Annotated in this window: 19 protein-coding genes; 7 read left to right on the plus strand and 12 right to left on the minus strand. The window is 46.9% G+C overall.

The genetic code is table 11. The features are described 5' to 3' along the window. Positions 1 to 62 precede the first annotated feature (62 nt). The 4 genes from AC5I6P_RS27615 to galE all read right to left on the minus strand — a co-directional run bounded on the left by AC5I6P_RS27615 (position 63) and on the right by galE (position 5,810). Complete coding sequence (locus AC5I6P_RS27615) at positions 63 to 1,187, minus strand: M24 family metallopeptidase (RefSeq protein WP_495696989.1); 1,125 nt, start codon at positions 1,185 to 1,187, stop codon at positions 63 to 65. Next, positions 1,184 to 2,275, minus strand: coding sequence for a galactose-1-phosphate uridylyltransferase (galT, locus tag AC5I6P_RS27620; RefSeq protein ID WP_495696990.1), 1,092 nt, complete (start codon positions 2,273 to 2,275; stop codon positions 1,184 to 1,186). Before galT ends, AC5I6P_RS27615 begins: the two co-directional genes overlap by 4 nt. Then, positions 2,178 to 4,130 carry a glycoside hydrolase family 2 protein gene (locus AC5I6P_RS27625; RefSeq protein ID WP_495696991.1) on the minus strand — a complete coding sequence of 651 codons (1,953 nt, stop codon included), beginning with the start codon at positions 4,128 to 4,130 and terminating at the stop codon, positions 2,178 to 2,180. The genes galT and AC5I6P_RS27625 overlap by 98 nt, the downstream gene beginning before the upstream one ends. 672 nt (positions 4,131 to 4,802) lie before the next feature. After that, positions 4,803 to 5,810 (minus strand): UDP-glucose 4-epimerase GalE, encoded by a 1,008-nt coding sequence (galE, locus tag AC5I6P_RS27630; protein WP_495696992.1) that lies wholly within the window; start codon positions 5,808 to 5,810, stop codon positions 4,803 to 4,805. 746 nt (positions 5,811 to 6,556) lie between these two features. Between galE and AC5I6P_RS27635 the strand changes: the two genes are divergently transcribed. The 3 genes from AC5I6P_RS27635 to AC5I6P_RS27645 are packed head-to-tail and all read left to right on the plus strand — an operon-like array spanning position 6,557 to position 11,100. After that, positions 6,557 to 7,552 carry a glycosyltransferase gene (locus AC5I6P_RS27635; RefSeq protein WP_495696993.1) on the plus strand — a complete coding sequence of 332 codons (996 nt, stop codon included), beginning with the start codon at positions 6,557 to 6,559 and terminating at the stop codon, positions 7,550 to 7,552. Next, positions 7,552 to 8,784 (plus strand): UDP-galactopyranose mutase, encoded by a 1,233-nt coding sequence (gene glf, locus AC5I6P_RS27640; protein WP_495696994.1) that lies wholly within the window; start codon positions 7,552 to 7,554, stop codon positions 8,782 to 8,784. The genes AC5I6P_RS27635 and glf overlap by 1 nt, the downstream gene beginning before the upstream one ends. A 12-nt stretch (positions 8,785 to 8,796) precedes the next feature. Continuing rightward, positions 8,797 to 11,100: a family 1 glycosylhydrolase gene (locus AC5I6P_RS27645; protein WP_495696995.1), complete on the plus strand. Its 2,304-nt coding sequence runs from the start codon at positions 8,797 to 8,799 to the stop codon at positions 11,098 to 11,100. An 87-nt stretch (positions 11,101 to 11,187) separates the two neighbouring features. On the opposite strand, the gene AC5I6P_RS27650 is transcribed toward AC5I6P_RS27645, so the two are convergent. The 3 genes from AC5I6P_RS27650 to AC5I6P_RS27660 form a co-directional block, all read right to left on the minus strand. Continuing rightward, positions 11,188 to 11,601 (minus strand): hypothetical protein, encoded by a 414-nt coding sequence (locus AC5I6P_RS27650; protein WP_495696996.1) that lies wholly within the window; start codon positions 11,599 to 11,601, stop codon positions 11,188 to 11,190. A gap of 456 nt (positions 11,602 to 12,057) precedes the next feature. After that, on the minus strand, positions 12,058 to 12,258 hold the full coding sequence (locus tag AC5I6P_RS27655) for a hypothetical protein (protein ID WP_495696997.1): 201 nt from the start codon (positions 12,256 to 12,258) through the stop codon (positions 12,058 to 12,060). Between the two features lie 27 nt (positions 12,259 to 12,285). Further along, positions 12,286 to 12,462, minus strand: coding sequence for a hypothetical protein (locus AC5I6P_RS27660; protein ID WP_495696998.1), 177 nt, complete (start codon positions 12,460 to 12,462; stop codon positions 12,286 to 12,288). Between the two features lie 561 nt (positions 12,463 to 13,023). Between AC5I6P_RS27660 and AC5I6P_RS27665 the strand changes: the two genes are divergently transcribed. The 3 genes from AC5I6P_RS27665 (at position 13,024) to AC5I6P_RS27675 (ending at position 15,949) form a co-directional block, all read left to right on the plus strand. Further along, complete coding sequence (locus AC5I6P_RS27665) at positions 13,024 to 13,830, plus strand: phytanoyl-CoA dioxygenase family protein (RefSeq protein ID WP_495696999.1); 807 nt, start codon at positions 13,024 to 13,026, stop codon at positions 13,828 to 13,830. A gap of 36 nt (positions 13,831 to 13,866) precedes the next feature. Further along, entirely contained in the window at positions 13,867 to 14,889 is a 1,023-nt protein-coding gene (locus AC5I6P_RS27670; protein WP_495697000.1) for a glycoside hydrolase family 43 protein, read from the plus strand. Positions 14,890 to 15,073: 184 nt separating this feature from the next. Next, positions 15,074 to 15,949, plus strand: a complete 876-nt coding sequence (locus AC5I6P_RS27675) for a CheR family methyltransferase (protein WP_495697001.1) — start codon at positions 15,074 to 15,076, stop codon at positions 15,947 to 15,949. 122 nt (positions 15,950 to 16,071) lie between these two features. On the opposite strand, the gene AC5I6P_RS27680 is transcribed toward AC5I6P_RS27675, so the two are convergent. From AC5I6P_RS27680 to AC5I6P_RS27690, 3 genes are all read right to left on the minus strand, one after another. Continuing rightward, positions 16,072 to 17,940, minus strand: a complete 1,869-nt coding sequence (locus tag AC5I6P_RS27680) for a CheR family methyltransferase (RefSeq protein WP_495697002.1) — start codon at positions 17,938 to 17,940, stop codon at positions 16,072 to 16,074. Positions 17,941 to 18,433: 493 nt separating this feature from the next. After that, entirely contained in the window at positions 18,434 to 19,462 is a 1,029-nt protein-coding gene (locus AC5I6P_RS27685; RefSeq protein ID WP_495697003.1) for a chemotaxis protein CheB, read from the minus strand. Between the two features lie 112 nt (positions 19,463 to 19,574). Further along, positions 19,575 to 20,915, minus strand: coding sequence for a PAS domain-containing sensor histidine kinase (locus AC5I6P_RS27690; protein WP_495697004.1), 1,341 nt, complete (start codon positions 20,913 to 20,915; stop codon positions 19,575 to 19,577). Positions 20,916 to 21,280: 365 nt separating this feature from the next. Here AC5I6P_RS27690 and AC5I6P_RS27695 point away from each other — a divergent pair, with 365 nt between their 5' ends. After that, a complete protein-coding gene (locus AC5I6P_RS27695; RefSeq protein WP_495697005.1) occupies positions 21,281 to 21,538 on the plus strand; it encodes a DUF1830 domain-containing protein in 258 nt (85 codons plus the stop codon). A 149-nt stretch (positions 21,539 to 21,687) separates the two neighbouring features. On the opposite strand, the gene AC5I6P_RS27700 is transcribed toward AC5I6P_RS27695, so the two are convergent. Then, positions 21,688 to 22,896 carry a Crp/Fnr family transcriptional regulator gene (locus AC5I6P_RS27700; protein WP_495697006.1) on the minus strand — a complete coding sequence of 403 codons (1,209 nt, stop codon included), beginning with the start codon at positions 22,894 to 22,896 and terminating at the stop codon, positions 21,688 to 21,690. 158 nt (positions 22,897 to 23,054) lie between these two features. After that, on the minus strand, positions 23,055 to 24,095 hold the full coding sequence (locus AC5I6P_RS27705; protein WP_495697007.1) for a chemotaxis protein CheB: 1,041 nt from the start codon (positions 24,093 to 24,095) through the stop codon (positions 23,055 to 23,057). Between the last annotated feature and the right edge of the window lie 14 nt (positions 24,096 to 24,109).

A 24,109-nucleotide genomic window follows, 5' to 3' on the forward strand; every position in this document is an offset into this window, starting at 1 on the left:
AAATTTGGAATTGGCAAGATTAATGCCTTTTTTGCATTAAATTTCAATGCTTTGAACAATGCTTACTGAATCACTAACGGAATCGGACGTAACCGACCCGCGACCTCGGCACTTGGCCAGTTTGAATCAAACGTCAGATTCTCTAAAGTACCATCCTCATGCAGTACGAAGGTATCTTCAATTTTCGCTCCCGCTAAGCTTGGATTCCATGCGATCGCAGTATTGGCACTCAAGCGATCGACGGTCGTTGAATTGGCGACAATTTCTCGCGCCAAATATCCCGTTGTTCCGCCTTGATGATGTTCGCGAATCGCTTGTGGGTAACCTTGCTGTTCGTAACTATGATGGAGAGTTTGATAAACCTGATTTAGAGGTGTATTGAGTTGGGACTGGTTCAAGGCAAACGCTTCAATTTCACGCACTTGCTGATGTAACTTGTGTTCCTGAGCGGTCAGCTCACCGAAGACAACAAAGCGGGTCAAGTTCGCGTATAGTCCAAATCCACGGGCACAAAACACGAGCATAGCAACTCGCTCGATCTTCGCTCCACTGGGCACCGGATGTCGATAGCGAGAAATGCGTTGTTCTCCAGCCGCAAGCGTAAGGGCAGGATGTAATCCTCGTTTCCATAACGCTTCTGCTCCCGCTCCAGCGAGATCATACTCCGTCCAAGTGAGTTGTGCTTGGGTCAGAACTTCGGTCATCGCTTCACTAGCAAGTTGTCCGACTTGACGATAGCGATCGAGTTCAGACGGGAATAATTTGCGCTTGTATTGAATTAGAGAACCAGGTAGAGAAAATTCAGATGATGTAGGTCGGTCGCTGAGGATTTTTCCTCGTGCTGTTACTTCTTGCACAAACCGTTCCCGTTGGGCTGAATCTGCCCAGGGAGACACATTCAGGGCATAAGGATTTTGTTTTTCACGGCCCGGTAATTCTTCGTCGGTTAATCGTTGCGCCTCGATTTCATCGGTGAGTATCCACGCATTGTTCTCTGTCACCAATACGTCTGCAACGCCTGTTTCAGCCGCTAATAGCACACTGTTCGAGGCTCCAGCAGTTGCCCACGCGAACCAATCCGTTCCGCGTAGACGAATCGCGGCGGCATCAGTCTCATGCAAACACGCTTGCATCAGTTTCAGCTTCTGCAAGCATTCATCTTGTCTTTCAGAAGGATCTGTGTTCATGCTTCACCAAACTCGATTGCGATCGCTTGAAGTTCCTTTGCCTTTTCTTCCGGTAGGGCATCATTGGCAAACATGCCTGCTGCAAGCTCGGTTCCTGCTAAATACTTGAGTCTGTCAGCAGTGCGATAAGGCGGATAAAATTCGGCGTGCAGATGAAATTCGGGATGCGGCTGCTCGTCTGTGGGCGCTTGATACCAAGCCATTAAGTACGGAAACGATCGATTCCACAAGCCATCATATTTTAGCGTCACGGTCTTCAATGCTTTGGCAAGACTGCGGCGTTGTTCGTCTGATAGATCATTCAAGGTAGCAACAGGTTGAATCGGCGCAATCCAAACTTCATAGGGATAGCGGGCACACACCGGAACAAACGCGATCGCGGCTTCATCGCAATACAAAATTCGCTGATTGTCTGCAATTTCTTTCTCAATCAAGTCTTGTAACAGTCCGCGTTGATGCTGTTGGTAATGCTGTTGTTGTTGGGCCAGCATTCGCGCCGGAACCGGAGGCACAAACGGATAGGCATAAATTTGCCCATGGGGATGGTGCAACGTTACGCCCACTTCAACGCCTTTATTCTCAAAGGGCAACACATATTGAATTTGAGGATAGCTCCCCAAAATTCGAGTGCGATCGCCCCACACTTGCAGCAACAACTCAAGATGGTCGAGTTCTAAAACACTCAACGATTTTGTTGGATCTTGAGTGAAGACAACCACTTCACAAGCTCCTGTAGCAGGCAGTGTATCCACAATCAAATGAGGTGGATCATGTGCCTGCACAGTTAGCGACGGAAAGCGATTCTCGAACACCGCGACATCATATTGTCCTTGAGGAAGTTCAGTCGGAAACTCCGGATTGGTCGTGGGTGCAAGCGGGTTATATTCAGGGGGGGGCATAAACGTCCGCCCCTGACGATGACTCGCATAGGCTACCCACTCCCCCCGCAATGGATGCCACCGCAAATGAGGATTCGCTTGAATCGGTTCATTACCAGGGCTGGGCGCATGAAGGCCCGGCGCAATGGGGCGTCTGCTGTACAGCGTGATCTTCCGACCATCCGGTTTGAGAAGTTCCTGAAAATCCATGATCTGCGCCTGATCCTGTCGCTGAGACTTTGTTTGTGGTCAGTATAGCGCCCCCTGACCCGTGACTATCCCTACCTAGAGTGGCAGACGCGATCGCGTCGAGCGGAAATTTAGGAGTGCGATCGGCATACAGCAATCCATTCGCTTCTTGGAAAGTGTCGGTAAGCTGGGTGTAGCAAAAGCCGCTAAACATCTCGACCCGGTTTACAGCCGTCAGTAAGGCGCTATAGCGTTGATGCAAATCAGTCGCATCGCAAGAGCGAGCATACCCCCAAGCTTTTTGAATATCAGCATCGGTGGGTTGAACGTAAGCAATGCCGCCGAACTCAGTCAACATAATCGGCTGTCCTTGATGCGGATAGCCATCTAGCGTTAAGACTCGTCCACCCGGACGTTGACGCTCGAACAAATCGGATAGTTTGACTTCGGGACCGTAGCGTTTTGCTAATCGCTGGGGCTGATTGTCGTAATCGTGAATCGCCAAAATATCCGTCGTGGTGCTTTCCCAACCATCATTACCAATCACCGGACGAGTGGGGTCAAGAGTTTTGGTCAGGTAGTAAAGCGCTTGAACATAATGACGATGAGCAGCCGTTTGGGTGAGATTCGGAACACCCCAAGATTCATTAAACGGAACCCAAGCAATGATGCAAGGATGACTAGCATCGCGCTCGATCACTTCTGCCCATTCTTTCGTAATGCGCTCAACCGCTTTGCGCGTGAAGCGATAGGCACTCGGCATTTCTTCCCACACCAACAGCCCCATGACATCGGCCCAGTAGAGAAATCGCGGGTCTTCTACTTTCTGATGCTTTCTGACGCCGTTAAAGCCCATGCGTTTCGTGAGTTCAATATCTTGGCGCAAGGCTTCATCTGAAGGCGGCGTCATCAACGTATCCGTCCAGTAGCCCTGATCGAGAACTAATCTCAGATAGTAAGGATGGCCATTCAGCATAAAGCGATCGCGCTGAATATCCACCGTCCGCATCGCGGTGTAGGACTTGACCTCATCCAGCAACACCCCATGATGCCAAAGCTGAATTTGAGCATCAATCAGAGTCGGCTTTTCGGGACTCCACAGTAACGTATTGCGATAATCATCAATTCCAGGATCAGATAAGGCAATGTGGCGATTAATGTCGCCGTTTACCACTTCGTAACAATCGTTCACTAGTAAACGATCGCCCACCGTTAGCCGAACTTTAATCTGTAAGTCATCGCATTTTGTACCAGCAAGCATGGCTTCAAACCCGATTTCCCACCGTTCAAAATCAGAGGTCCACCGCACTTTCTCTAGATAGGTTTCTGGAACGCACTCCACCCAAACCGTTTGCCAAATGCCGCTCGTGCGTGGATACCAAATGCTATGCGGCTCTGGCTGCCAGTCTTGCTTTCCTCTCGGTTTTGCCAAATCTTGCGGATCGTCTTGTGCCCAAACCGTGACTCGTTGCACGGCATCCGAATTCAGAAAATTTGTGATATCAAAACTGAACGGCGTATGTCCGCCTTCATGCGTGCCAACAAACTGACCGTTGACCCAAACGAACGCTTGATAATCGACCGCTCCAAAGTGCAGCAACACATGCTGACGGTCAATTGGCACTTCAAATTCCCGTTCATACCAGCAGTTTGGGTGGAACTGGGTGTCATGAATGCCGCTACGTTCAGTTTCTGGTGCAAAGGGGACTTCAATCTGGTGTGTCCAGGCTTGAACATCTGCGGGTCGCTTGAATTTTCCTTCATCGTCGAAGGAAAATTTCCAGGTGCCGTTTAAGTTAATCCACTGCGCTCGCTGGAGCTGCGGACGTGGATACCCTGTTTCAAGCTGGCGAAATTGAGCAATTGATGGGGACATAGATAGAGATACAGCGTCGAGGCTTTTTCCGAGTAGTTTCATTAGACTTCACTCATCTGACTAGAAGAAAGTATGCTTCGTTTCACCACTTTCTCAACATCAAAATTAACAGTATTAGAAAAACTTTGTAGATTTACGAATCGAATCTTATTTACGAACGCTTCAAGGCGTCAAAGCTATACGTGATAACACTTAAACCGATTTAAAGATTGTTGGGAGGTAATATTTGAGGCTAAATTACTTTACCCTAGCAGTGCTTATACTGAACATTATAACTAATATTAATAATTCTTACGGTAGATGTAAGTTTAATTGTAGAAGCATAATTTTCGTTGCCTTACATATTTTGCCAACAAACAATAAAGGCGGCTGAATTTGCTTTTGAAAGCAGAACAACCTAACTAGGCAAAATTAGAATTTCTACCGATAAAATTGGGATTTATTTTGATGAAAGTTCCGCTTAACCTTACTTAGCTTCCAGCACGGATGACGGAAACCGATGCGCGGTAATTAGATTTAGTATAGAGAATCTCGTTATGATTTCCTCCCTGCAACCTCAAACAATGTCAATCGGCGACTATTTGAAATGAGAGGCTTGTCAAGAAATACGAGTATATTTACGGCGAAGTTCTGGCCATATATCATGGCCAGAACTTCACAACGATATTATGATTATTTTTTGACGGCAGGGTGCCCACTTGCGCCGTGTCGATGTTGATGCCACTGCCAAGCGTGGGCAAGAATTTCGTTGAGATCAGAATACTGGGGTTGCCAGTCAAGCGTTTTCTGAGCTTTGTCACTACTCCCGACTAGAATGGGTGGATCTCCCGAACGGCGATCGCGCTCTACGATCTGAATTTCCCGCCCGGTCACTTGCCTAGCTGCATCAATCACTTCTCGGACTGAAAATCCATTACCGTTGCCCAAGTTAAACACATCACTGTGTCCGCCCTTTTCCAGATATTTCAGCCCCAAAACATGCGCTTGAGCTAGATCAGTGACATGAATATAATCACGAATGCAAGTGCCGTCTCGTGTCGGATAATCGGTGCCCAGAATTTGAATCGCAGATTGTTTGCCGATCGCAGTCAGCAATACCAAAGGAATCAAATGCGTCTCAGGATTGTGATCTTCGCCTAATTGCCCGCTTGGATCGGCTCCTGCCGCATTGAAATAGCGAAATCGAACTGACTTCAGACCATAAGCGACTTCAAAATCAGATAACATTCGTTCGACCATCTGCTTACTGGCAGCGTAAGGACTGATCGGCGCTTGAGGATGATCTTCGGTAATCGGAACGAATTGGGGAATGCCATAGAGCGCGCAAGTCGAAGAAAAAACAAATTGCTGAATCGATGCTGCCGTCATTGCTTCGAGCAATGTTAGCGTTCCCACAACGTTATTGCGGTAGTATTTCGCTGGATCACTAACTGATTCACCTACAGCAATATAAGCAGCAAAGTGCATCACAGCGGTGATGGGATAAGTTGCAAACACGCGATCGAGCAGGGCTCGATCGTGAATGTCTCCAACAATCAATGGCACCTGTAAAACTTGCTCAACCAGTTCTCGATGCCCGTATGACAAATCATCAAGCACAATGACTTCATATCCTGCCCGTTGTAACTCCATTACAGCATGAGCGCCAATATAGCCCGCTCCACCCGTTACTAAAATCATTGGCTTAATTTCTAGAATTGAGCTAGAAATGCGAAAAATTGAGAATTAATGTACTCAAGTCTTACTCATTAAATTTCTCTTTGTCCTCTTTCCATAGTAAGTAAGCAGGTAGTAATTAAGCACATTTAAGTTTAGATGCAACCTGCTTAATTGTATTAGCTACCACATTATTTCAACACAGTTATATAGATTATATAGATGAGACTACATAGATGAAAAACTATAGGTCTTGCGTATAACTTAATATGAGAATTAATGTAACTGTACTTCAAATAAACTCAGTACTAACGATACAAACTGACTTAATGTTTTTTAATTAAACTCTTGATTATTCCGCTGGATAGAAGATTTTTATATCAAGAATGCGTACTTTTAGGCTACTAGTGTAAATTAGACGCCCTGATGAGAATTCGAGAAAGCTTATGGCGCAATCTGAGCAACTGTCAGCCAATTATGGATCTTCAACTGCACCGATAAGGTTATTTCCTAATAGAGCATCGCAATCAGAAAAATCTGATTGCGATGTTTCAGATCTTGAACAAGCCAGTTTGAAGACATTAAAAAATACATCGGATTTAGTTTGTTTTTCTCATCTTCGATGGGATTTTGTTTATCAAAGACCGCAGCATCTTTTGACCCGTTGTACCCAAGAACGAAGAACCTTTTTCATTGAAGAACCAGTCTTCGAATCTAGTGCTTCTTGGTGGTTAGAGGTCAGCAGACGTGAGTGTGGTGTTTGGGTAGGTGTGCCACATCTACCCCATGGAATGAGTGAAGAAATGCTGGCAGCAATGCAGCAGAGTCTTGTAGATGAGCTGTTTACAGAGTTTGCGATCGCAAACCCAATGCTTTGGTACTATAACCCGCTCGCTTTGTCGTTCACAAACCATTTAGAGCCGGTTTATGTTGTGTATGACTGCATGGATGAGTTGACTGCATTCAAAGGCGCATCCGCTACGCTAAAGAACTGGGAAGCGCAACTGTTTAAACGGGCTGACGTGGTATTCACCGGAGGGCAAAGCCTGTACGAAGCGAAACAACATCAGCATTCCAACATTCATCCGTTTCCGAGCAGCATTGATGTCGCGCATTTTGCTCAAGCCAAGGGCATTGCGGACGATCCTCCAGATCAAGCTTGCATTGCTCATCCTCGTCTCGGTTTTTATGGCGTGATTGATGAACGGATGGATCTGGATTTGCTCGATGGAATCGCTCAAGCAAGACCGGATTGGCAATTGGTGATGATTGGTCCGGTCGTAAAGGTTGATGCGGATAGTCTGCCGCGTCGTCCCAACATTCATTACTTAGGCGGCAAGTCTTATCTCGAATTGCCCCGTTACTTAGCCGGATGGGATGTTGCGCTGTTGCCCTTTGCGCTAAACGAATCGACTCGATTTATTAGTCCAACAAAAACGCCGGAATATTTAGCCGCTGGAAAACCTGTGGTTTCAACTTCGATTCGCGATGTTGTCCGTCCTTATGGTCATCAAAATTTAGTTCACATTGCCGATAGCGTTGAAGAATTTGTTGAAAAAGCTGAAATTGCTATGCAGCAAAACCAACATGTCTCTTGCGAAGTGCAACTTCGCGCCTATCAAGATTGGCGCACACGCGTTGACGCATTTCTCTCTCAAACTTCTTGGGATGAGACTTGGGCGAGCATGATGCGACTCATCGAGGCTGCAATTCAGAATCGTGCTTCAGCTTCAGAAGCAATGTCCCCTATTTTGGAGAAATTTTAATGTTTGATTATCTAATTGTGGGTGCAGGCTTTGCAGGTAGTATTCTTGCCGAGCGATTAGCCAGCCAATCTGGCAAGAAAATATTGATTTGCGATCGCAGAACCCATATTGGGGGTAATGCTTACGATCATTACAACAATGCAGGGATTCTTGTTCACCGCTACGGTCCTCACATTTTTCACACCAATTCCCGCGACGTCTTTGAATATCTATCGCATTTCACCGAGTGGCGACCCTATGAACATCGCGTTCTTGCGAGTGTAGATGGGTTGCAAGTTCCAATTCCGATTAACCTCAATACGATCAACAAGCTTTATGGCTTGAATCTCACCTCGTTCCAAGTTGAAGAGTTTCTTGCCTCGCTCGCAGAGCCAAAAGAGTATATTCGCACCTCAGAAGATGTGGTTGTCAGCAAAGTAGGACGCGAATTGTACGAAAAATTCTTCCGGGGCTACACCCGCAAACAATGGGGCGTAGATCCGTCTGAACTCGATAAATCGGTCACAGCACGGGTTCCTACTCGCACCAATCGTGACGATCGCTATTTCACTGATACCTATCAAGCGATGCCGTTGCATGGATACACGCGCATGTTTGAAAATCTGTTGTCACATCCAAACATCAAAGTGATGCTCAACACAGATTACCGCGAGATTCAGAAAGTAATTCCGTTCCGAGAAATGATCTATAGCGGGCCTGTTGATGAATTTTTCGATTATCGGTTTGGCAAACTACCATATCGATCGCTCGAATTCAAACACGAAACACACGACAAAACTGTTTTTCAACCCGCTCCGGTGATCAATTATCCCAATGAACACGCCTACACTCGTGTTACGGAGTTCAAGTATTTGACCGGACAAGAGCATTCCAAAACCAGCATCGTTTACGAGTTGCCGAAAGCAGAAGGCGACCCGTACTATCCTGTGCCTCGCCCCGAAAATGCCGAACTCTACAAGAAATATAAAGAGATCGCCGATGCAACGCCGAACGTGCATTTTGTTGGACGCTTAGCCACGTACAAGTACTACAACATGGATCAAGTTGTTGCTCAGGCACTTGCAATTTACGCCAAACTGTCCGAGCGTCCAAGCTGGCATCCCGAAGAAAAACAAGCAACTCCAAAAGCAGTCGCACTTGATTCTAATGGAAGCTTGCCGAGAAATGGAGACGTAAATCCTCCGGCTCAGAAAAATGGTGCAAAGACCGTAGCGATGACGCAGACCGAATAAGGACAAGTAAAGATGACAATTAGGCAGAATGGTCAGCGACACACACCAAAGGTGCCGCTGGCCTCTGACATGGCGCAGCAGCTTGCAGCCCCTAGCTCTCAACCTTCACCGCTTGAAGTGTGGGGTGGGGTGGAATGTACGGTCAATCGAGTGGGTGACCAATATTTTGATCAACTCGAACGCAACGGGCACGCCACCCGCTTGGAGGATCTCGACCAATTTGCCTCCTTAGGAATTACGGCAATTCGTTACCCAATTCTCTGGGAACGCATTGCTCCAAATGGACTCGCGCAAGCAGATTGGACATGGGCAGACGAGCGGCTCGATCGCTTACAGGCTTTGGGCATTCGTCCAATTTTGGGGCTAGTTCATCATGGCAGCGGTCCCCGTGATACTAGTCTGGTCGATCCGGCGTTTGCCGAGAAAGTCGCACAATTTGCTGCTGCGGTTGCGCGGCGCTATCCTTGGGTGAGCCATTACACGCCAATCAATGAACCTCTAACAACAGCCCGCTTTAGTGGGCTGTATGGTCATTGGTATCCTCACGGACGCGACGACCAAACGTTCATCCGGGTCTTGCTAAACGAGTGTCGTGCTGTCGTTCTGGCAATGCAAGCAATTCGGCAAGTCAATCCACAGGCGCAACTCGTTCAAACTGAGGATTTGGGCAAGATTTTCAGCACACCTTTGTTGGCCTATCAAGCGCAGTTTGAAAACAGTCGGCGTTGGCTCAGTCTCGATTTGCTCTGCGGTCGCATCGATCGCGCCCATCCCCTGTGGAAATATTTACACCATCAAGTTGGGATTGACGAAGCTGAACTGGTTTGGTTTCAAGAGAATGCTTGTCCGCCCGACGTGGTAGGGATTAATCGGTATTTGACCAGCGATCGCTGGCTCGATGAACGTCTCGATCGCTATCCGGCCTCCTCACATGGGGGCAACGAAACTCATCAATATGCCGATGTAGAAGCTGTTCGGGTCTGTATCGAAGGCATCTGGGATCCCTACTCAATGCTCAAAGAAGTGTGGGAACGCTATCAGTTGCCGATTGCTGTCACCGAGGTGCATCTACAATGTACCCGCGAAGAACAATTGCGCTGGTTCAAAGAAATTTGGGACGCTGCACAACGCCTCAGCCGTGATGGGGTAGAGATTCGAGCCATCACGGCTTGGTCATTGCTAGGTGCCTACGATTGGAATAGCTTGGTCACTCGTGCCGACGGATGCTATGAGCCAGGAGTTTTCGATTTGCGTGCGCCTCGCCCCCGAGCGACCGCCATAGCCGAGATGCTGCGATGTTTGGCGCAAGGACAGAACTACTCCCATCCTGTTTTAGAAATTCCAGGATGGTGGCAGCGATCGCTGCGATTGCTTTACCCACCTGTAAGCTGTACAACAGGTGAACAAAGCCCTGAACAACCTCATTCTGTTGAACAACCTATTGAACAACACCCTGTCGCTCAGACGGTCGCCCCCCTCGTCATTACTGGAGCCACAGGAACCCTCGGACGCGCCTTTGCTCGAATGTGTGAGATACGAGGGATTCCCTATCGGCTGCTTTCCCGCCAGGAGATGGACATTACTAACCCAACGTCTGTGGATCAAGCGTTGGTAGCGTTAAAACCTTGGGCGGTGATCAACGCGGCGGGATATGTTCGAGTCGATGATGCGGAACGCGAGCCGCAGTTGTGCCATCAGATTAATGCAGATGGAGCGGCAATCTTGGCAAAAGCTTGTCTTCAGTACGACACTCCTTTAGTCACGTTTTCATCGGATTTGGTGTTCGATGGCGATCGCGCGGCTCCGTACACCGAAAGTTCGCTAGTTAAACCATTGAACATCTACGGGCACAGTAAAGCGATCGCAGAACAATGGGTGTTAAAAACGCATCCCCGTTCGCTTGTCATTCGCACCAGTGCCTTTTTCGGACCTTGGGACGATTACAACTTTCTCGCGATCGCGCTCAAGACGCTAACGGCGGGAGAGTCGTTTATTGCAGCAGAAGACGCGATCGTGTCACCGACTTACGTTCCTGACTTGGTAAATGCAACCCTAGATTTATTAATCGACGGAGAGTATGGCGTTTGGCATTTAGCTAATTCCGGCGCAACCACTTGGGCAAACTTTGCCCAGCAAGCGGCTGAACTGGCTGGACTCGATGCCACTCGGATCGAATCGCGCCCTAGCGAAGAACTAGGGTGGATTGCTCCTCGTCCTGCTTACAGTGTTCTAAGTAGTGAACGAGGAACATTACTGCCGTCATTGGAAGGCGCTATGGATCGCTATATTCAGCAGTACATTGCAAACCGCGCTTAATCAACAGAGCTAAATTGGTGTTGCAGAATCACTGGATTAATTCAGTGATTCTGCAACACCAATTGTTCAATCTATAATTTGTTCGCTCTATGAAGAATTAGCACCAAAAGATTGTTCGAGATAAGAACGAACAGCGCGTCGGCTTAACGCTCGGCCTAGCAAGAACCAAGCAAGATAACCAGCTAGAAAGGTGACGATTAAGGCAAGAATAAGAGAAGGAAGAACTGGTAAACCAAGAACTTCTAATTCAGCGGCTAAAGTGATATAAAAACCACCGATCACGCCTGAAAAAGGGACAATAATTTGTAGCTTTGCTTCCGTTGGTAAGTTTTCAGGGGAAAGGTACTTAGACCAGTACTTAATTCGTTGCCTGACTGCGATCGCGAATGGGATGGCGCAGACAAGGGTAATGAATAGTCCTGATAGCAGCAAAACGTAGGGTGGCGAGGGTCTAGCTGTTACCAGCTCCTCAAATTGCTTTAGAGAAATGAACCAGTCCATAGTTGAGGTAAGAATGTTGTAGGTTTTGGTGAATCTTGAAGACTTATCTTAAGCGGTATACCACCTTTTCTAAAGTGGATAAAGTCGCCCTACAAAACCCAGCAAATAATACCTATAGTCCCAGTTCTATTTGCAAAAAGGGTAGCTGTAGGGTAAAGCGCGATCGCGCTTATTAAGCCAGCGTCTTCACGTATAGTTTATGAAATTGGTTGTTGAGTGACTCCATCAAAAGTTGGAGGTTGAAAAATTAAAATTTTACACAGCATAAATTCATCAATTATTCACTGGCTACTTAATCAGCAACAATTGACATCAGATGGGTAGTTATTAGGCAAAATTGTTCCGTTGATATCTCCGCGCAAATGGGTTTGCAGCCGCATTTTTGGCATCTCTTCCATATTGCAGCACTATTCAAAATCTGCACTCACTAATCCCAATTTTTCAAAGGAATTAGAACTAATCTGTCAGGAAAGATCCATCTTCTAAAATGGGCGATCGCTTCTCTGGCATAGCAATCTCAACAGTTTCCATTTTTAGTGGAACAGATAAATGTCCTAATTTTGTCTGTTCTTCCAAGGCAGAAAGCAAGGTGTGGAGTTCTTCTAACTTCTGATGAATTACTTCTACGTTGCTCTGTAGATCTGAGACACTGTCCATAGTTCATCTGCCTAAATGATTTTAGTTTCAAGCACTAATTGGTATTTCCAAAACTGGAGTTTGTTCTATCACGATCGTCTTTGGTTGATTCAATCGTTCAAAGCGATCGCTGAGCCAGCCAAACCCCTTTCCCAAACATTTCGGACAAACTTCACCGTAGTAAGTGCCCTGCTCATTACAGATAATGATTTTTGCTTCTGTCATCTCAAACAATTGTTTACAAATCAAACAAGATTTTTTCTGAAGCAAACTGCTATTGTGTTCAACTTGAAGTTGCATTGACCCTCTTTTTCGGCTTCTAAAATTTAGTTCTGCAAATCTGTATCTTTACCGATGCTGCAAGCATAAGAATTCGGCCCGACAATAGCTTCTCGCTAGGGAATGAGCGCAGATATAGTCCAGCTGTGACAGTCTATACAAAACAAGTTAAATGTTTCAACTTACGGCCTAACTATTGCCTAACTGATACAAATAGAACAGGCCAATTCATAGGGAAATTTACAGATTTGTTGTCTCTGCAACCAGCAATTTACCCCTTAGAATAGGTGAGCATTATTCTCTAAGAAAAGCAGCGTAGTGAAGTTTGTCTTGAGTGTTTACACCGAGGATTTGAGCGGATTCAGCAAAACTTAGAAGCCATTTCCTCAACAATTGAATTTATCGGTAACGCCAGCAAATTAAGTAACGTAAACAAGGATTTTTTCTAGGCTCCATTGCATAATAAATCGCATAGACTTGTATAAGACGTTACTTCTTCAATTTGCAATGGTGCAAAGTATTAGCCCGGTGAGCTTTTCAGAGGCTGACTTCGATCGGTTTGCCTCAGATCTCAATCAAGATGGAATTTGTGTGATTCGCAATCTTTTCGATCGCAGCCTAATCGAAGAGTGGAAGGATGCCTTTGATCGCGTGGTGAGAGCAAGGAAAAATCAGCCTGGAGGACTCGCGCCACGAGAGCAAAATCGCTACTACCTAACGCTGCCTTGGATTGCTCCGTTTGCCAATGCCGAGGTATTTGCGAATCCTGTCATTATGGGAGTCCTCGATCGCGTATTTCTGCAAGAATATCGCCTGGTGCAGCTGGGCGTTGATTTTCCGATGCAGGGTTCGACGTATCAAGACATTCATCGAGATTTTCGTCCGTTATTTTCGGATCAAATTGTCACTCCACTCTATGCGTTAGCGGTAAACTTTCCCTTAGTCGAAGTCAATGCCGAAAATGGGCCGTTTCAAATGGCGCGCGGAACGCACACGTTATCGCGTGAAGAGGGATTACGGAAAGTCGCGACAGGCGAAATTGAAGTCGAGTCTTTTTACATGCAGCCCGGAGATGTGATGATCCGATCGCCGCTGGCGTTGCATCGCGGTTCGCCAAACCAAACCGATGAAGCGCGGCCGATGGTAGTGATGGGATATGTGATGCATTGGTTGCACACGCCAAAAGTCGATCTCACGCTTCAGCAGGATTATTACGATAGCTTACCGGAACCGTTGCAGGAAATGTTGCGCTGCGAGGTCATCGATCGCTTACCGGAAAATCGAGCGGAAACCTACATCAACTTCAAGTATTAAGATCAAAAACGTTTGCCACTCTAGTTGAGAAGCCTGATGTCAGATACTAAGCCAGTCACATCACTAAAGGAAGCCCGCACTTACATCAATCCGGTTTATCCGGGCTACTTTGCTGATCCATTTGCTTGGGAACATGAAGGCGTTTACTATGCGATCGGGACGAGCGCCGCTGAAGCCGCAGGAGCAGTTGATGAGGTTGACGAACGGCGCGTTTTTCCCCTCCTGCGCTCCGAAGATTTTGTAACTTGGGAGTTTGCAGGCAATGCGCTCATTCGTCCCGATCCTGCCTTGGGTAATGACTTCTGGGCACCTGAAGTGGCCTACTCAGATGGCGTGTTTTATCTTTACTACTCGGTTGGGCACGAGGATAAACAGCATCAGTTACGGGTTGCTAAGAGCGATCGTCCTTTAGGCCCCTATCAAGATTTGGGAGAATCGTTACTTGATCCCGAAGCTTATCCGTTTGCGATCGATCCCCATCCCTTCCGGGATGATGATGGGCAGTGGTATTTGTTTTATGCGTGCGATTTTCTGGATGCGGATGCAGAAATCAGGGCAGGAACAGCGCTCATGGTTGATCGACTTGACGGCATGACCAAGCTAGCTGGAGAAGCAACCGTTGTGCTGCGGGCACGCTCGGACTGGCAGCGCTTCTTAAAAGACCGCCCAATGTACGGGGGCATTTATGATTGGCACACCTTAGAAGGTGCTTGTGTTCGGAAACACGGCGATCGCTATTACTGCTTCTATAGTGGCGGACGATGGGAAACTGAAAACTATGGCGTTGACTATGGCGTTGCCGATAGCGTTATGGGTCCCTACTCGGATGCAGGAAATGAAACAGGGGCGCGAGTGTTGCGATCGCTTCCAGACCGGGTTCTTGGTCCGGGTCACAACTCGATTGTGGTTGGTCCTGATGGACAAACGGAGTACATTGTTTACCATGCGTGGGATATCAGCAGAACTGCCCGTCGAATCTGCCTAGATAAACTGATTTGGACGGCAGATGGACCTCGATGCAATGGTCCAACCTGGACAGTGCAAACCGTTCTTTTCTAAGGCACGGTGCCGAGCGCAAAACTATTTCTAATTGCGTTGCACAATATATTGCGTCTATATTTGTTTTTACTATTGATAGGTTTGTTAATTTAGCCCCGCCGCTAGATGACATTGAGGCTCATTCGACTAATCTAGTCCTTATGTGGGCTAGCGAAGAGTGTTCCTCAGCCAATGATTTTATACTATGGCAGAAAATAATTCTTCAACCTCAACTCTTTCGTTTGAGGTACTCCTGGAGTACCTCAAACGAAAGCATCATTTTGATTTTACAGGCTATAAACGTTCTAGCTTAGAGCGGCGGATACAGCACCGAATGGGCCAGCTTGGTATCGAGAGCTACAGCGAGTATCTGAGCTATTTAGAGGCCACTGAGGAAGAATTTGCACATCTGTTTAGCACGATTGAAATTAACTACACCTACTTCTTCCGCGATCGCGACACGTGGGACTATCTTTGTCAGGACATCATTCCTCGCATTCAGGCGGCTAAGCCACCGGATCAACCGATTCGGGTGTGGAGTGCGGGTTGTGCGTCTGGGGAAGAAACATATACCTTGGCGATCGTTCTGGCTGAAGCGCTGGGGATCGAACAGTTCAACCAACGAGTCCACATTTTTGCTACAGACATAGACGATGATGCACTCCGGAAAGCTCGTCAAAGCAGCTATCTGGAGCACGAAATGACCAGAATTCCTCCCCATCTTCTGAATCAGTATTTTGAACGGATTAACGATCGCTATCAGTTTCGTAAAGACTTACGCGCTGCGATCTCCTTTCATCGGCACAATCTGATTCAAAATGCGCCTATGTCGAAGATTGATTTACTTGTGTGTCGCAATACGCTAATTTACTTCGATCTCGATGCACAGACAAAAGCACTGGTTCGCTTTCACTTTAGTCTCGAAGACCGTGGCTTTCTCTTCTTGGGCAAAGCAGAAATGGTACCGGGCGAATTGGACCTCTTCAGGACGATCAATGTCAATCATCATGTCTACACCAAACTACCAAAGGAATATCTGAGTCCACGTCTGTTCGTCCAAGCGTTTAAGCGACCTCGATGAGTTGCGGTTAGCGCAGAGCGCAACTTCAGAGAAATTAGCTCTGCCAAGCTCCAAGGGGGTTTGCTGCCCGGAGTCCTTCGGATCGCTCTAAAATTTCTAGCAGTGAAGCAGGTTCGGCACCCTCAAACGCCGTTGCCACCTTCTTCGCGCTCTTCCATCAGCAAAATCGCTCCTTGCGGTTGGAGTTCCGCCTCCATCAGCGAACTACAACTCACAGAGCAGTGAATCGTTCTACCGCGACGATTGATCGCCTCCAACGTCACCTTAAGTGCTTCGGGTGTCCGCTGCGCTAAGCATTCTCGAATCGTTTCTAGCAATTGAGCCACCGGAAGCCCAATGTCAAGATTGAGAAGATTCTGTCCCACTGCCTCTTCGGTGCGCAGTCCCCATAAATCTTCGGCTTTATGGTTCCAGATTTGTACTTGCAAATTACGATCGACGACAACCACTCCATCGCGCAAACTTGCCAAAATCGACTCCAGAAACGTATTGGCCTGATTGATTGATTTGCTCCGTCGCTGAAGTTCATCGTTTAACGTCTGCAATTCTTCATTGGTTGACTGCAATTCCTCGTTCATCGTTTCCAATTCTTCGTTACTCGATTGCAGTTCTTCGTTTGTGGTTTCTAATTCTTCGTTACTTGACTGCAATTCTTCGTTTGTCGTTTCTAACTCTTCATTGGCAGACTGCAATTCCTCATAGGCCATTTCTAGCTCTTGATTCGCGTGTTCGAGTTCTTCTCGCAGTCGCTTGTAGCAAGTGACATCAATAAACGTGATGCTGATGCCCAAAATTCGACTTAACGGATCAAACAGCGGCGAAACTTGCACATCAAGGTAAATGGTTTCACCTTGAGCAGTTTGATAAAGTGCGTCATAAACATTAACAGTTCGCCGCTGCTGATAGACCTGTTCTACGCACGATCGCAGTTCTACCGGGCGGTAAGACAGTTCTAAATCTTGCAACGGACGAGCGAGATCACGGGTAGATAAGTTAAACAGGTTTCTTGCCCGTTCGTTTGCCAATGCCAGTGCCCCGTTCGCATCGAGCACTAAGCGAGCCAAAGTACCCGAATCAAACGCCGCTTCTCTCAGGCGGATCTGATGCGAGGGGCGCTCTACCACGTTATTGCCGTTTGTTTTGGAGATGACTGACAAGTGATCGCGCAGATTCAGCCTTGGCAATCTCGTAAAGATGCGGCACTTTAAATCAATCACCGCAAACGTGCTACCGTGCGATAGCAGCGTTTCGGCTTTACCGAGAAATAGAAACCCTTCATCGCGTAGCGCAAAATGAAAGTGGTTGACAATTCTGGCTTGCGTTTCTGCGTTGAAATACATTAACGCATTGCGGCAGATTAACAAATCGAGTCTAGAAATTGGCGCATCTTGAATTAAGTCATGACGACCGAAAATAATCGACCGCCGCAAATCTTTACGAAAGCTATATTCACCGTCTGACTGCTCGAAATACAGCGCTAATTGTTCATCCGATAGGTCTTTTAACTTGTCAGGCGAGTACATCCCCAGCCGCGCTTGAGCCAACGCTTCTTCATCAACATCGGTCGCATAAATTTTGACGCGATCGCGAAATTCTTCAACGCCGATCACATCAGCGATCGCCATCGCAGTGGTGTAGGCTTCCTCTCCAGACGCGCAGCCTGCACTCCAGATGCGAATCTGTTCGTTGGGTTCTCGACGCGACATAATGCGAGGAATCACTTCGCTAGAGAGATAGTCCCATGCAGCGCGATCACGAAAAAACGCAGTGACATTAATTAATAAAGTGTTGAATAAAATATTAAATTCTTCTGGGTGGACTTCTAAATAGTCAAGATACTCTCCATAACTTTCGATATTGATGGCGTGCATTCGCTTAAGCACACGACGTGTTATGGTAGAGCGCTTGTAGCCTGTAAAGTCAAACCCTCGGCTCTGTCTTATATACTCTAAAAGTGTTTCAAACTCAGAATGGCTATTGGCGTTAGTCATGGAATGAAGGAGTCAAGGATCTAGCTGTTCTGGCAAAAAGTAAAGATACCAGATTAAAGGTCGGGTTGCTAGCGCAGAAAAACCCACCTACCTTGGGTTTATCTCTTCTTGGGTTTATCTCTAAGTGAATTGTCTGGAACTTACGCAAAATCTCGTAGGCAACGGATTACACGTGACTGCGGAAGAGGCTTCGCCTGCAAATTGATCAGACGCATACAGCAATGCTTCCCAACGAGGAATGAAGTAAGACAGTTCAAGATCTCCGATCGCGCCGAGAAATCAGAGATTTTTGTACAACGAGGCATGCAATTAATTCTGAGCGTTGCTAAACGTGGGGATAAATCGCCCAGCGATTTGAAATCTTATTTGCCCCCTACATTTCCCAACTCTAGGAAAACTAGATCAGCCCAAAATCCCTCAGAATTGGGGGTTAGGGGACGGATTCATCTCGTAATTCTGCAACACCAAATTCTGTCTCCCTACTATAAGATAATCATTCTTTCATTATTGATTCCTCACTCTTCACCTGCTGCATTTTCTCACCTTGCGTACTAATTACTCCACGCACAACATCCGCCTGCTGCCTAGATTCCTCGGCGCGTCGGAGAAATTGCGCTTCTGAGAGCATTCGTTTTTGCTCCCGTGCCTGTTTTGCCATTCGTTCTGCTAAAGCTGCTTTTTCTTCGAGCGCCCGCACTGCCGACCAAAGCGATGTCTCAACCAAGTCGGCTTGTTCAGACAGCAAACTATCGCTCGAATATGCGTGTCCAGCATGACACCGATAACGAATGAGCCCATTGCTTCGCAGTTCCCACAGCACCCCGCCGCAGTCGGGACAAGTCACCATTGAAGGCGAAGTTTCAGGATGTTCGCCCTGCTCTAACTCCGCCTTGCTTTGTGCCACGAGTTCGGCTTCTTGTTCGAGGTTATTAGACATTGAATTGTCCTCTTCAACAGGATTTTGGCTCAAAACAACTAACTGAGCCGCTAAATCACTAAGCCTCAAAATAGCGTCAACCTTCACATTTTTTATTGCGCTGGACACCATTCCGTCAAATAAGGCTTCGCTAGGATCTTGCACGATCGCAATCCCACCGTGGGCTTTGATCAGTTTCAGTCCAGCAGTGCCATCGTCTAACATTCCCGACAAAATTACTCCAATCGTTCGCGGCCCATAGGATCGCGCTGCCGATCGAAACATGGTATCAACCGCCGGACGGTGCCCATTTTCTCGCGGACCTCGATCGAGGCGAATGTGAGAATTGCCCAGCAATAAATGATAGTCAGGCGGAGCAATATAAATTCGTCCTAACTCGATCAGGTCGCCGTCATTCGCATGCATAGCAGGTAAAGTACAGCAACGGTTGAGAATCTGCGGTAGCATGCTGGTCGCATAGGACGGAAAATGCAACGTCACAAAAACTGCAACAGGCAGATCAGCAGGAAGCGCTTTGGCAAGTTGGCTCAGTGTTTCGACCCCACCCGCCGAAGCACCAACAACAATAATATTGCGCTCAAGCATAAAGTCTTTCGGGTTAGCAAACTGTTGATACCGATGATTGGTATTTCAATTAGTCGGTAGTTCAATCTAGCAAGATCTGAACGATCGCTCATCCATCCTGGGGTGTCTTCTTTCAGGAGCCAGGGTTTTGCATCGATACTCGGCGCGGAAGCTCGGCGCGGAAGGTGGTTCCCACCCCGACTTGACTTTCGACTGAAATCGTTCCTTGCATGAGTTCGACTAGAGCCTTAGTGATCGACAAGCCCAGCCCCGTGCCGCCTTGAGATCGAGTATTGGTTTGATTCACTTGCCAAAATTCGCGAAAAATCTGAGAGTGATCGGCAGTATCAATGCCAATTCCAGTATCACTCACCACGATCGCAAAGCGTCCTTCAGGCAATTCTAAGACTTCTAAAGAAACACGTCCAATATCAGTAAATTTGATGGCGTTTGAAAGCAAATTAATGACGATTTGACGCAACCGCATTGGGTCATTCACGATCGCGATGGGAGCCGACGGTACGCAAAACTGCAACTCTATCTGTTTTTGATCCGCCAAAGGACGCAGTTCCTCAACGATCGCGCTCATCAATTCGCTTACATCAACCGCTTGTAAGGTGAGTTGTAATCGGTTCGCTTGCAGTTTAGAAAAATCTAGAATGTCTTCAATTAGCATGAGCAGGTGGTGTCCGTTTTTCAGCACCCGTTCTAGCATTGTGATCTCACGAGCCTGACCCTGAGCGCGAAATTGACGCATCAGTAAATCAGAAAATCCTAGAATTGCATTCATCGGTGTGCGTAGCTCGTGTGTGACCGTTGCCATAAACTGCTGTCTGAGGCGATCGGCTTCGATCAGTTGCACGTTTTGTAACTGTGCTTGGTGCAGTTGTTCTTCAGCATGCTTGCGCCCAGTGATATCCCGAATCAGCCACCGCAGCCCAACGGTCTGCCCGTCATTGCGCACAGTTTCCACCGTAATTGCGGCTTCAAATAGCCTTTGCTCTCTGTTACGCAATTGCACTTCCCATTCTTGAATTCGGCTCAAGACCGGAAGCTGATTCAGAATCGCGCGAAATGCCTGACGATTTTCCTCAGGTACAAAGGTGAGGATCGGTTTGCCAATTAGATGTTTGGAGCCAACCTTTAGTAGATTTACGGCTGCCCGATTTGCCTCGCGCACAGTGCCAAATCGATCGGTAATTAAATAGCCATCAGGGGCAAATTCAAATAGCTCCCGATAGCGTTGCCGCTCTGCCTCAATAGTTTGCTGAGCCTCTAAAATGCTGATTTGCTGTTCGCGGATTTCTTCTTGAGCAACTTGCAATTCTTCTAGCGATACATGAAGTTCCTCTAAACAGTCCACCAAAATTTGTGATTGTTCTCCAGGCAGTTCTTTGACCGCCTGGTTCATTATTCTGGCGCGTTGGTGGACTGCCTGAATTTGCTGATCAAAGAAGCCGCTTTCAGCTTTCATTTTCATTCTCATGCAAACAAAACATAGATGATTTCGTCAAGCGCATATCCATTTCAGGCAGTATAGATAAATCCTGAGTTGGCTTCTATCATTTAATATGAGCTTCCTTTTTGCATCTATGGTTGGGCAGAGAAGAGCATGTTCCAATACTCATAGTAGCAAACATTGTAAAGATTGTTTAACTCCTAAAAATTGAACTGAAAACTTAATTTTTACGCTCACTGGTATTGTTTGATACAGCTTGAATTAGCACTTCTTGGTGCTTGGGATAGACCAGGAAATACCTCTCTAGTTGTTACGTTAGTTTTAGTTAATGTTTACAGAAGATTTTCTCTGCAAGATTCATTCTTATTTTGAAGAAATTCATGACACAAACCTATTTAACTCAGGACAGTTCTGAGAGTATCTATGGCTACAAAAATAGAACTCGTCAACTCCAAATTGTGAGAATTACAAATATTCCCAATTGGTATTATGAGCGGGTTGTGTTTCCTAGCCAGTATCTTTTGTTTCATGCCCCAACTGGAGCTAAGCTTGAAATCCACGATGGCAAACCGATCACCGCAGTTGTAAAAGATACAATCGATTGCGCTTCGCTAAAAATTTGCACCTTGAGTCGCTGAATTTAGGTTGGTAGTGCTGGAGACTTGTTGATCAGCTTCAATGCCCTTGTTAAAAACAAAACTTATCGTGTTTTTAACAAGGGCAATGTGATCGTTCCACACTGTTCAATCCTGGGTCTACTACCCTAATTCTTAATCTTCAAAAATTCTTAATCTCTTAGAATTAAATGGTTATGGGAATCGAAATAAATTTTGCCTTGCTGCTGAAGTTGTCCGAGTAGGCGGGTAATCGTTACTCGCGTCGTACAGCAAGCGCTGGCAAAATCTTGATGCGTAAGTTTTACCTTTAACCGAACTTCAGGCTTGTTCCCGGTAGAAGCGTCACCAGATGCAGGAACCGCTTCCCCAACCTCTTCTTTCAACAAGCGCAACAACTGATTAAACCGCTCTTGCGTGCGCAGATGTCCGTGCATCATCAGAAACTTTTCCGCACGCTGTAACCGTTGCATAATACGCGGGAGTAGCGCTTGGGACAGTTCCAGTGATTGAGCCATTTCTGCAACTGGAATCCCAACTAGCTCCACATCCGAAAGCGCGATCGCTTGATAGACCGATAGCGTTGTCAAACACGCTCCAAACACTTGTTCTTCGGCCACTAAGCCCACCACAATTTCTTCGCCGCATTGAGAGAGCGTGGTCAGCTTCACAATGCCTTGCTTGACGAGCCATAGGGTCTGCGGCTCAAGAGGGATCACTTCTCCTTTGCGGTAGCGATCGCAGGAAGGAAACTTTGACACATCTTGACTTGCCTGAGTTAACGCCATCAGCGATCGCTGACGGCTGCTTAAATCTTGCACCTGCCATCGCAACAAAAGCGGTTCGTCTTGGTCGTTGCGAATCACATCGACGGTCAACCCTGCTTCAAACCAATCTTGCTGCCGCCGCTGTAACCGAACGCTCAACTGCGCCCGATTTCGCTGCCCGTTGGCTGAGCTATCTTGCTGACTAATCTGAGTCAGAATGTTACGAAATCCATTGCGATCGTCGAGGGTGACAAGACTCGATAAAGGTTTTCCGATCAGATAAAGCATATGGCGATCGAACAGGGTCACCGCTGCCCGATTCACTTCTTGAATCACTCCAGAAAGCGTCGTAATAATCAATGCATCGGGAGCAAATTCAAACAAGCTTTGATAGCGAAATCGCGCGGCATTTGCTTCGTGTTGAACAACGGTAAGAGCTTCGTTTTGGCGAGTCAATTCTTCTACAGCAACCTGCAATTCTTCTGAAGCAAGCCCCAATTCTTTTAGCGCGATCGGCAGTACATCAGCTGTTACATTTTTCGATTGTGGCGACAACTGATGCAGTCCTAAAACCTGTCCATGGATAACTTGAATCTGCTTGTTCAATAAATCCATGTCATACATGCGTTTCTCCCCCTAGCCAGATACCTAGAACTAAGCATAAAGAATTACGCTCAACTTTGCTATTGAACCAAATAGAGATTTCTTGTATTACCTGACTTGAGATTACTTTGCTTTGTCTCAAGTAAAGTAATCGTACAAAATTTTTTTAATTATACAAATGTTCCTTCCTCATTTTCGATTTCAGTGCGTTTTGTCGCAAAGCCACTCAGAATAATTCCTCGAATCAATGACACTTCTTCATCCAAGCTCTTTGCATGATCCTCATATTTCAGGGCTGCCTTTTGTAAGTTGTGACCTTTCATTCGCCCTGCCATTTGGCGCGAAAACGTGACTTTTTCCTCCATCACCCGAATTGCTGACCAAAGGGCATTTTCTAGATTCTGCGTTTGCTCGGATAGGAAGGCATCCGCTGTAAATGAATGCCCGGTATGACAGCGGAACCGGAGCGGATCTTCGTCACCAATCTGCCAAATGCTCCCGTTACACTCAGGACAGGTGTAGGTTGTTCGGGTTCCAATCGATTCAACGTTTTCCAGAAATTCCTGGGTGTTCAGTTGCTGTTCAGCAATTTTAGATTCAATTTCGATTTCTTTAGTCACTGGGTACGCTTCCTCCGGTTCTGCGGATTCAGTGGATAAACGGACGAGAAGGGCGGGAATTTCGGCAAGCGGCAGACAATGATCGACTTTGACAAATCGCAAGGCATTCTTCACCATGCTGGGGTATTCTGCTTCTTTCGGATCTTGTACGATCGCGACCCCGCCGCGTTTCTTGATCGCTTGCAATCCTACGGTGCCATCATCGAGAAAACCCGTCAACACCGCTCCTACCACCCTAGAACCATAAGCGAGGGCGGCAGAACGAAACAGCGCATCAACGGCGGGTCTAAATCGGTTTTCTTGAGGTCCGCGCACGACCCGTACGTATCCTTGATTCACCAACAAGTGATGATCGGGCGGCGCAACATAAATTCGCCCCGGTTGAAGCTTCTCTCCGTCCTTTGGGTGAGAGGCTGGCAGAGACCCTACCTCTGTCAGAATGTCGGGGATCATACTCGCTCGATTGGGATCGAGGTGCTGAACGATCAAGATAGCAGCATTTATATCAGCAGGCAGAGCGCTAACGATCACACCGAGTGCTTTGAGTCCACCTGCTGAAGCTCCGATAACAATAATGTCGTGTCCAGGCATAAATTTCTTCTAAT

The organism is Myxacorys sp. (assembly GCF_059501405.1).